The sequence below is a fragment of the Streptomyces sp. TAA040 genome (assembly GCF_000424845.1).
On sequence record NZ_AUKR01000040.1, the window covers coordinates 1 to 11,267 of the forward strand.

Annotated in this window: 2 protein-coding genes; both read left to right on the top strand. The window is 75.1% G+C overall.

What is annotated here, in order from left to right; all coding sequences use genetic code 11:
- Positions 1–10,334 (top strand): type I polyketide synthase (locus tag H300_RS28355; RefSeq protein WP_037981321.1); only part of this gene is annotated, 10,334 nt, incomplete at its 5' end.
- Positions 10,335–10,350: 16 nt separating this feature from the next.
- The coding region (locus tag H300_RS0120910) for a beta-ketoacyl synthase N-terminal-like domain-containing protein (protein WP_037981324.1) at positions 10,351–11,267 on the top strand (917 nt) is incomplete at its 3' end.

Consider the following 11,267-nt stretch of genomic DNA (forward strand, 5'->3'; position numbering starts at 1 on the left):
ATCGGAATCTGCGGGAGACGGTCGAGTTCGGGAAGGCGACGGAGACGTTGCTGGCGGAGGGTTTCCGGTTTTTCGTGGAGGTCGGTCCGCATCCGGTGCTGGGTGTTGCGGTGGGGGAGTCGGTGGAGGCCGCGGGTGTGGATGCTGCGGTGCTGGGGACGTTGCGGCGTGGTGAGGGCGGGTCGGAGCAGGTGCTGCGTGCGGTGGGTCGTGCGTGGGAGCGCGGGCTGGGGGTGGACTGGTCGGGGGCGTTCCCGGGGGCGCGGCGCGTCGCACTGCCGACATACGCCTTCCAGCGCAACCGCTACTGGCTGACGGCCCCTGCCGCCGTCCCGGCCGCCCCCGCCGAGGACCGCTGGGACGACCTGGAACTACAGGACCCCGCCCAGCTCGCCGAAACCCTCGGGGTCGGCCGTGAGGCCCTGGACGAAGTCCTGCCCGCCCTGGCGACCTGGCGCTCCGCCAGGAACCGTGAGCGGAGGGCGGACTCCTGGCGCTACCACGTTGCCTGGGCACCCCTGTCGGTCGCGCCGGCGGACGGCCTCGCCGGTCGCTGGCTCGCGCTGCGCACCGAGGACGACGACGCGGCGGCCGTCCTGGACACCCTCGGCGCGGCCGGAGCCGACGTCCTCCCGTGCTCCGTCGCCGATCCGGGCGCGACCCGCGCACAACTGGCAGCCCTCCTCACGAAGACCGCGGGGGAGCAGCCGATCGCCGGCGTGCTGTCGCTGCTTTCCTGGGAGGAGCGCCCCCATCCCGAACACCCCGGCCTGCCCGGCGGTCCGGCACTGACCCTCGCGCTGGTCCAGGCGTTGGAGGACACGGGAATCGACGCCAGGCTCTGGACGCTGACGAAGGGAACGGCGGTCCTGGGCGGCACTGAGCGGCCCGGACACGTCGGTCAGGCCGCGTCGGCAGCCCTGGGCCGGACGCTGGCGCTGGAGCACCCGCACCGCCGGGGCGGTCTGGTCGACCTGCCCGAGGTGCTGGACGTACGGGCCGCCCGTCGCCTGTGCGCGGTGCTCGCGGGAGCCGCAGCCGATGAGGAACAGGTGGCGGTGCGCTCCACCGGGGTCCACGGACGCCGCCTCCGGCCCGCCCCTCCGTCCGTTCCGTCGAAGGCCCATGAGAACGGCCCGGCCGCCGGGCCACGGCCGCGATGGCAGGGCACGGTCCTCGTCACCGGTGGCACCGGTGGTGTCGGCTCGCACACGGCGCGCTGGCTCGCGGGCCAGGACGCGCAGCGGCTGCTGCTGGTCAGCCGTCGCGGTGCCGACGCACCCGGTACGGACGCGCTGCGGGCGGAACTGACGGCGCTGGGCGCCGAAGTGGCCTTCGCGGCCTGCGACGTCGCCGACCCGGCCGCACTGGCGGCGCTGGTCGCCGACATCCCGGCGCGATACCCGCTGTCCGCAGTCATCCACGCAGCGGGTGTCCTCGACGACGGTGTGCTCGACGCGCTGGACCCCGCGCGGCTCGCCGTGGTGCTGCGTGCCAAACTGACCGCCGCACGGAACCTGCACGAGGTCACCGTGGGTCTCGACCTGTCGGCCTTCGTGGTGTTCTCGTCGGTGATGGGCGTCGTGGGCAACGCCGGGCAGGGCAACTACGCGGCCGCCAACGCCGCCGTCGACGCACTCGTCGCCGCCCGCCGGGCGGCCGGGCTGCCCGGCACGGCCGTGGCCTGGGGCGCCTGGGCCGGGCCGGGCATGCTGGCGGACGATGTCGCCGCGCGACTGCGGGACTCGGGCATGCCGGTGATGGAGCCCGAAACGGCCGTGACCGCGATCGGCCGGGCACTCACGGAGGACGACGCGCTGGTCGTGGTCGCCGATGTCGACTGGCGGCGCTTCACCGCCGGCATGGGCCTGCGGTCCGCCGCCCTGCTCGACGGGATACCGGACCCGGCCGCGGCGACGCCCGTCCCGGACCCGGCCGTACCGCCGGCGGCCCGGGAGTGCGGCGGCTCCGCCGAGGCGCTGCGGCAACAGGTCGCCGTACTGCCGCGCCACGAGGACCGGGTCAGGACCCTCATCGAACTGGTCCGCACCCACGCGGCGACTGTCCTGCGCCACCCCGACGTCGACACGGTCCAACCCGAAAGGGCTTTCTCCGCGCTCGGATTCGACTCGCTGACGGCGGTGGAACTGCGCAACCGGCTCGTCACCGCCACCGGCCTCGCCCTGCCCGCCACCGTCCTGTTCGACCATCCCACACCGTCGGCACTGGCCGGCCGGCTGCTCGTGGACCTGGACCTGCCGGGCGCGGCGAGCGGCGCGGTCGGCACCGCCGGGACCGGGGCGGGCCGGGCGGTGGAGTCCGGCAGCAACGAGCCGATCGCGATCGTCGGCATGGGCTGCCGCTTCCCCGGCGGGATCGCAGATCCCGAGGACCTCTGGCGCCTGCTCTCGGAGGGCGCCGACGCCGTCGGCGACTGGCCGTCGAACCGGGGCTGGGACACCGAGGGCCTGTACGATCCGGACCCCGACCGCGCCGGCACCACGTACAGCAGGCAGGGCGGCTTCCTGCACGACGTCCCCGATTTCGACGCGGAGTTCTTCGGCATTTCGCCGCGCGAGGCCCTGGCCATGGACCCGCAGCAGCGGCTGCTCCTGGAAACCGCCTGGGAGGCGGTCGAGGGCGCCGGGCAGGACCCGACCGCGCTGAAGGACCGGCAGGTCGGCGTCTACGTCGGTACCAACGGCCAGGACTACTCCGCACTGCTGGAGGGCGCCGAGGGAGTGTCCGAGGGCCATCTGCTGACCGGGAACACGGCCAGCGTGCTGTCAGGGCGGCTGTCCTACGTTCTCGGCCTCCAGGGGCCCTCGCTCACCGTCGACACCGCGTGCTCCTCGTCGCTGGTGGCGCTGCACCTGGCCGTGCAGGCACTGCGGCGCGGTGACTGCGAGCAGGCCCTCGCGGGCGGGGTGACCGTGATGAGCACCCCGCGGCTCTTCGTGGAGTTCAGCCGTCAGCGCGGGCTCGCCGCTGACGGACGGTGCAAGGCGTTCTCGGCGGAGGCGGACGGCACAGGCTGGGGCGAGGGCGCCGGAGTGCTGCTGCTGGAGCGCCACAGCGACGCCCTGCGCCAAGGCCACCCCGTACTCGCGCTGATCAGCGGCACCGCCGTGAACCAGGACGGCGCCAGCAACGGGCTCACCGCCCCCCACGGCCCGTCCCAGCAGCAGGTCATCCGCGCAGCCTTGGCCGACGCCGCACTACGAGCCGACCAGATCGACGCGATCGAGGCCCACGGCACCGGCACAAGGCTCGGCGACCCCATCGAAGCGCAGGCGCTCCAGGCCGTCCACGGACCGGCTCGCCCGGCGGACCGTCCGCTGTGGCTCGGCTCGGTGAAGTCGAACTTCGGACACACCCAGGCGGCGGCCGGGGTGGCCGGGGTGATGAAGATGGTGCTGGCCATCCGCCACGGCGAACTGCCGGGAACCCTTCACGCCGGGACGCCGAACCCGCACGTCGACTGGGCAGGCGGTGGCATCCGCCTGCTCACCGCGCGCACCCCGTGGCCGGAGACCGGGAGCCCGCGTCGCGCGGGCGTGTCGTCGTTCGGCATCAGCGGCACCAACGCGCACACGATCATCGAGCAGGCGCCTGTCATCGCGGTCGTGCCCGCCCCGGGCGGGACCGGCACCCGGGACCGGATCGACACCTCGGCCGTGTCCACCTCGGACACCGCCGCCACCGCCGCGACGGCCATCGCGGCGGTCACCGCCGCCACCGCCCGCCGTACCGGCCCGCCCGTGCCGCTGCTGCTCTCGGCCAGGACACCGGAGGCCCTGCGGGCGCAGGCCGGCCGGCTGGTGAGTCGACTCGATGCCGACCCGGACGTCGAACTGGGGGACGTCGCCTACTCGCTCGCCACGGGACGAGCCCCGCTCGAACACCGGGCCGCCGTCCTGGGACGGGACCGAACGTCCGTCCGGCGCTCGCTCACCGCACTCGCGCGCGGCACGGCAGCGGGCCGCCTGCTCACCGGTGGCGCCGTAGGCTCCGGCCGGACCGCCTTCCTCTTCCCGGGACAGGGCAGCCAGCGGGCCGGAGCCGGTGCTGAGCTCTACCGCGACGACCCGGTGTTCGCCGACGCCCTCGACGAGGTGCTGACCGGCCTGGACCCGCATCTTGACCTGAGCCTGCGCGACATCCTGTTCGCCGGGCCGGGAACCCCCGGTGCGGACCTGCTCGACCGCACCCGGTACACGCAGCCCGCGTTGTTCGCCCTGGAGACGGCGCTGTTCCGGCTCGTACGGCACTGGGGTGTGCGGCCCGACCTGCTGATGGGGCACTCCATCGGCGAACTCGCCGCCGCCCACGCGGCGGGCGTGCTGGACCTGCCCGACGCCTGCGCGCTGGTAACGGCCCGGGGACGGCTGATGGACGAACTGCCCGAGGGCGGGGCGATGGCGGCGGTGGAGGCCACCGAGGAGGAAGTGCGCCGGGCTCTGCTGGACGACCGCACCGGGCACCCCGTCCCGGAGCGGGAAGCGGCCCGGGACCCGGGCCGGGAAGCGGTCGACATCGCCGCCGTCAACGGGCCCACCTCGGTGGTCCTGTCCGGCGACGCGGACGCGGTACGGCGCCTGGCCGGGGCGTTCCGCTCCCGAGGACGGCGCACCCGCCGTCTGAGCGTGAGCCACGCGTTCCACTCCTCCCGGATGGACGGGATGCTCGACGCCTTCCGGGACGTGGCCGAGTCGCTGACCTACCACGCGCCCGGAATCGAGATCGTCTCCAACCTGACCGGGTGTACGGCCACGGCCGCGGAACTCCGCTCCCCTGACCACTGGGTACGCCACGTCCGGGGCACCGTGCGCTTCCTGGACGGGGCCCGTCGGCTGCGGGACGAGGGCGCGACGACGTACCTCGAACTCGGACCGGGCGGCGCGCTGTCCGGCATGCTCCACACCTGCCTGCCCGACTCCACCGCCCCTCCCGTCCCCGGGGGCACCGGGACGGTGCCACTGCTGCGCGACGGCCGTGGCGAGCCGGACGCGGTCCGCACCGCACTCGCCTCGCTGCACCTGCGCGGCGTACCGGTGGACTGGTCGGCGGGCTGGAGCGGCACCGACGTGCGGCGGGTCGACCTGCCGACCTACGCCTTCCAGCGCAGGCGCTTCTGGCCGGAAGCCGCCCGGGACCCGGCCCCCGCCGCCTGGCGCCGCCGGAGGACCGCGGTCCCCACCGGCCCCCACCGCTACCGCATCGCATGGGAGCCGCTCACCGCGCCCGCGGAGCCACGCCTCCCCGGTCGCTGGCTGCTCGTCACGCCGGACGGGCCCGGCGCCGAGGACACCGCACTCGCCTGCGAACAGGCCCTCGCCGGACACGGCGCCGACGTGGTCGTGATCCGTGTCGGGGCCGCCGTCGAACGCACTGAGCTGGCCTTTCTGCTGCCGGACTTCGGCGCCCTGGATGGCATCCTGTCCCTGCTGGCCCTGGCTGAGGGGCCCCGCCCGGGCCTGCGGACGCTCGACGCGTGCCTGACCGGGACCCTGCTGTTGCTGCAGGGACTGGGTGAAAGCGGCATCGACGCACCGCTGTGGTGCGCCACCCGCGGCGCGGTGGCGGCCGACGGCACGGAGGAGGTCAACCCCGAGCAGGCCCAGGTGTGGGGCCTGGGCCGGGTGGCGGCACTGGAGCACCCGCTGCGCTGGGGCGGCCTGGTCGACCTGCCGGACCTGCTGGACGGGCCCGCGCTGGACGGGCTGTGCGCGGTGCTGGCCGGACGGGACGGCGAGGACCAGGTGGCCGTACGCGCGCCGGTACCGCTGGGCCGCCGGCTCGTCCCCGCGCCGGAGCCCGCGACACCCGCGCCCGCACCGTGGACGCCGCGCGGCACGGTCCTCGTCACCGGCGGCACCGGCGGCCTCGGCGCCCAGGTGGCGCGCTGGCTCGCGGAGCGCGGCGCGGAACACCTCGTCCTCCTCGGCCGACGGGGCCCCGAGGCTCCCGGAGCCGACGAGCTGATCGACGCTCTGGCGGCGCTCGGAGCCCGGAGCACCCTACTGGCCTGCGACGTTGCCGACCGCACCGCGCTGGAACGGGTCCTGGAGCAGCTGCACGACGAGGGCGACACCGTACGGGCCGTGGTGCACACCGCGGGACTCACCTCGGACACCGCGCTGATGGACTGCACGCCGGAGGAACTGGCCCGGCGGACGGCGGCCAAGACGCGCGGCGCGGCCCATCTCGACGCCCTGTTCGACGGCCGCCCGCTGGACGCCTTCGTGCTGTTCTCCTCGATCTCGGGCACGTGGGGCAGCGGCGGCCAGGGCGCGTACGCGGCGGCCAACGCCTACCTGGACGGCCTCGCCGCGGCGAGGCGTGGCCGGGGCCTGACGGCGACCTCGGTGGCCTGGGGCCCCTGGGCAGGCGCCGGCATGGCCGACGGCGCCGTGGGCGACGGCTTGCGCCGCCACGGGCTGGTGCCGATGGCCCCCGCGGCGGCGCTCTCCGCGCTCGGCATGGCGCTGGCCCTGGGCGAGGGCGAACCCGTCGTCGCCGAGCTGGACTGGAGCCGCTTCGCGCCCACCTTCGGTTCGGTGAGGGACAGCGCGCTGCTGCGCGGCCTGCCGGTCGTCCCGGAGCCCCGGGCGGCGTACGGCGGCCCCGCGGCGGCGGACACCTCCGCCGGGTCCGGACCCGGTACGGGCGGCGCCCCGTCGTGGCTGCACCGGCTGCACCGGCTGTCCGAGCCCGAGGGTCGCAAACTGCTGACGGAGCTGGTCCGGAGCGAGTCGGCCGCAGTGCTGGGCCACGAGTCGGCCGTCGGCTTCGCAGCCGACCGCCCGTTCCGTGAGGTGGGCTTCGACTCGCTCACCGCCGTCGAACTCCGCAACCGGCTGGTCGCGGCCACCGCTCTGCCGCTTGCGCTCACCTCCGTCTTCGACCACCCGACGGCAGCCGCCCTCGCCGCGCACCTCTTCGCCGGGCTGAGCGGCACGGAACCGGACGCCGACGGCACGACCGGCACGGCCGGGCCCGCGGCGGCCGACGAGCCCCTGGCGATCGTCTCGATGGCCTGCCGATTCCCGGGCGGCGTCCGCTCGCCCGGGGACCTGTGGCGACTGGTGGCCGACGGAGTGGACGCGGTCGCCGCGCTGCCCGCCGACCGCGGCTGGTCGCTGGACACCCTCTACGACCCGGACCCCCTGCACCCGGGCACCTTCTACACCACCGGCGGCGGATTCCTGGACGGGGCGGCCGAGTTCGACGCGGAGTTCTTCGGCATCTCCCCACGTGAAGCACTGGCCATGGACCCGCAGCAGCGACTGCTGCTCGAAACCAGCTGGGAGGTACTGGAGCGGGCGGGACTCGATCCCGCTTCGGTACGCGGCAGCGAGGGCGGCGTCTACGTCGGCGTCGCCGCCCAGGGCTACGGCACCGGCCCGCAGAACCCGTCCGACGAGGTCGAGGGGCACCTCCTCAGCGGCACGGTCACCAGCGTCGCCTCCGGCCGCGTCGCCTACACCCTCGGACTCGGCGGCCCCGCCGTGACCGTGGAAACGGCCTGCTCGTCCTCGCTGGTGGCACTGCACCTGGCCGGCCAGGCACTGCGCGCCGGCGACTGCTCGTTCGCCCTGGTCGGCGGCGCCGCGGTGATGGCGAGCCCGGACGTCTTCGTCGAGTTCAGCCGTCAGCAGGGCCTGTCGCCCGACGGCCGCTGCCGCTCCTTCGCCGAAGGGGCGAACGGTACGGGCTGGGGCGAAGGGGTGGGCGTACTGCTCGTGGAACGCCTCTCCGACGCGCGCCGCCTGGGGCACCCGGTCCTCGCCCTCGTACGGGGCACCGCGGTGAACCAGGACGGTGCCAGCAACGGCCTCACTGCCCCGAGCGGCCCCGCACAGCAGCGGGTGATCAGGACCGCGCTGGCCACGGCGGGACTGTCCGGCGCCGATATCGACCTGGTCGAGGCGCACGGAACCGGCACCGTGCTCGGCGACCCCATCGAGGCGCAGGCCCTCCTGGCCACCTACGGCCAGGACAGGCCCGCCGACCGCCCGCTGTGGCTGGGGTCGCTGAAGTCCAACATCGGGCACACCCAGGCCGCCGCCGGAGTCGCCGGGGTCATCAAGACGGTCCTCGCGCTGCGGAACAGCGTGCTCCCCGGCACCCTGCACGCACAGGAGGCGTCCAGCCGGGTGGACTGGTCGGCCGGCGCGGTCCGGCTGCTCGCCAACACCCGTCCCTGGGACGTCCCGGACGGGGGCCGGCCGCGCCGGGCCGGCGTCTCCGCGTTCGGCATGAGCGGTACCAACGCCCACGCCATCCTGGAGGAAGCGCCCGCCACCGACGCTCCACTGCCCCGAGGCACGTACGACGAACCGTCCGAGGACTCCGGGACCACGGTTCCGTGGCTGCTCTCCGCCATGACCCCCGCGGCCCTGCGCCGACAGGCGCGCCGGCTGGGGGAGCACCTGCGGGCCGAACCCGACGGGGACGCCGCCGGACCGGCCCGCGCGCTCGCCACCACCCGCCCCGCCCTGCCCTTCCGGGCGGCCGCCACCGGCCGCGACCGCGACGCGCTCCTCGGCTGGCTTGACGCCCTCGCGGCGGGAGAACCCGCGCCCGACGCAGTGCAGGACCGGGCGCGCGGCGGCCGTACGGTCTTCGTCTTCCCCGGCCAGGGCTCGCAGTGGGCCGGCATGGCCGTGGCGGCGCTCGACACCTCCGAGGCGTTCGCCGCCGCCGTCGCCGCCTGCGAACGGGCGCTCGCCCCCCACACCGACTGGTCCCTGACCGAGGTGCTGCGCGGCGTGCCCGGCGCACCGACGCTCGACCGCGTGGACGTCGTCCAGCCGGTGCTCTTCGCCGTGATGGTCGCGCTGGCCGCGCACTGGCGCGACACCGGGGTCACCCCGGACGCGGTCGTCGGACACAGCCAGGGCGAGATCGCCGCCGCCTGCGTCGCCGGAGCGCTTTCGCTCGACGACGCAGCCCTTGTGGTGGCGCTGCGCAGCCGGGCACTGCTGAGGCTGGCGGGGCGCGGCGGCATGGTGTCGGTCGCCGCGTCCACCGAGCGGGCCACGAGCCTGCTGCCCGCCGGCGGACGCGTGTGCGTGGCCGCGGTGAACGGCCCCGGAGCCGTGGTCGTCGCCGGGGAGTCCCAGGAGCTGGCCGCCCTGCTCGCGGCCTGCGACCGGGAAGGCGTACGGGCCAAGGCGATCCCGGTGGACTACGCGGCCCACTCGGCCCAGGTCGCCGAGATCGAGGACGAACTGCGCGAAGCCCTCGCGGGCATACGCCCCCGCGCCTCGGCCGTCCCGCTGCACTCGACGGTGACCGGCGAACCCGTCGCAGGAGAATCGCTCGACGCCGCCTACTGGTACCGCAACCTGCGCGAGCCGGTCGAATTCGTCGGAGCGACCCGCACCCTGCTGGAAGCGGGTCACACCCTGTTCGTCGAGGTCAGCCCGCATCCGGTGCTGCTCGCCGGGATCGAGGCGGTGGCCGCGGAGGCCGGGCGTGAGGTGTCGGCGATCGGCACGCTGCGGCGCGGCGACGGTGGCCGGAACCGGCTGCTGGCCTCACTGACCGAGGCGTGGGCGGCCGGTGGCGGTCCGGTGGACTGGTCGCCCTGGACGGGGGACTCCGTCCCGGGCGGCCCGGCACCCCTCCCGCTGCCGACGTACTCCTTCCAGCGCGACCGGTACTGGCTGCCCACACCGGGCCGGACGGCTTCCTCGGCCATCACCGGGGTACCGGGCGAGGGCGTCTCGGAGGCCGCGGGCGACGACTCGGAGGCCGCGGGCGACGACGACGGCGCCCCCGCCGTACGACTGGCCGCCCGGCTGGCCCCGCTGGACCGGAAGGCACGCCGTCAAGCGGTACTCGACCTGGTCGTCCGGCACGCGGCCGCGGTCCTCGGCCACCCCGGATCCGGTCCGGTGCGCCCGGAACGCTCCTTCTCCGAGGTCGGCTTCGACTCGATGCTCGCGGTGCGGTTCAGGAACGTGCTGTGTGAGGCCACCGGGCTGACCGTCCCGCCGACGGTCGTCTTCGACCACCCGACGCCCGAGGCGCTCGCCACCCACCTGGACGCGGAGCTGACCGCCGCGCCCGAACCGCCCTCGCCGCTGCTGGCCGAGCTGGACCGGCTGGACGCGCTCCTCTCGGCCGTTCCGCCCGGAGTGGCCGACACCGACGGGGTCGGCGAACGACTGGACGAACTGCGGCGCGGCTGGGGCCGGCGCGCCGACGCATCGGGCGGCGAGGCTCCACCACCCGGGCCGGTGGACGACATCACCCCGGCGACGGAAACGGCGACAGCGGACGAGCTGTTCGCCCTGCTCGACAACGACTTCGGCCATTCCTGAGAGAGAGCTGGCACTGATGTCCGACGACAAGAAGCTGCTCGACTACCTCAGGCGTGCCACCGCGGACCTCGGCGACGCTCGTCGGCAGCTGCGCGAAGCCGAGCAGGCCCGCCACGAACCGATCGCCATCGTCTCCATGGCCTGCCGCTATCCCGGTGGCGCCCACACACCCGAACTACTGTGGGATCTGCTCTCCCGGGGCACCGACGCGGTCTCCGCCTGGCCGGTCAACCGAGGCTGGGACCTGGAGGGCCTCTACGACCCGGACCCCGAGCGGCCCGGTACCTCCTACACCCGGCACGGCGGCTTCCTCCACGACGCGGCCGATTTCGACGCGGAGTTCTTCGGCATCTCGCCGCGCGAGGCCCTGGCGACGGACCCCCAGCAGCGGCTGGTGCTGGAGACCGCCTGGGAGGCGGTCGAGCGGGCCGCGATCGACCCCCGCACGCTGCGGCGCACCGGCACGGGTGTCTTCCTCGGGGCGATCGGCAACGGCTACGGCGCGGGCTCGCGCCACCTCTCCGACGTTCAGGGCCTGTTGGACACCGGGACCGCGAGCAGCGTGGTCTCCGGCCGGATTGCCTACACCCTGGGACTGGAAGGGCCCGCGGTGACCGTGGACACGGCCTGCTCCTCCTCTCTGGTCGCCCTGCACCTGGCGATCAGGGCCCTGCGGGCGGGCGACTGCACGCTGGCCCTGGCCGGTGGGGTGTCGGTGATGGCGACCCCCGACGCGTTCGTGGCGTTCAGCCGCCAGCGTGCGTTGTCTGCCGACGGCCGCTGCAAGGCGTTCGGGGCCGACGCGGACGGAACGGGCTGGTCCGAGGGCGCCGGCGTACTGCTGGTGGAGCGGTTGTCGGATGCGCGGCGCAACGGGCATCCGGTGTTGGCGGTGGTGCGGGGTTCGGCGGTGAATCAGGATGGTGCGAGCAA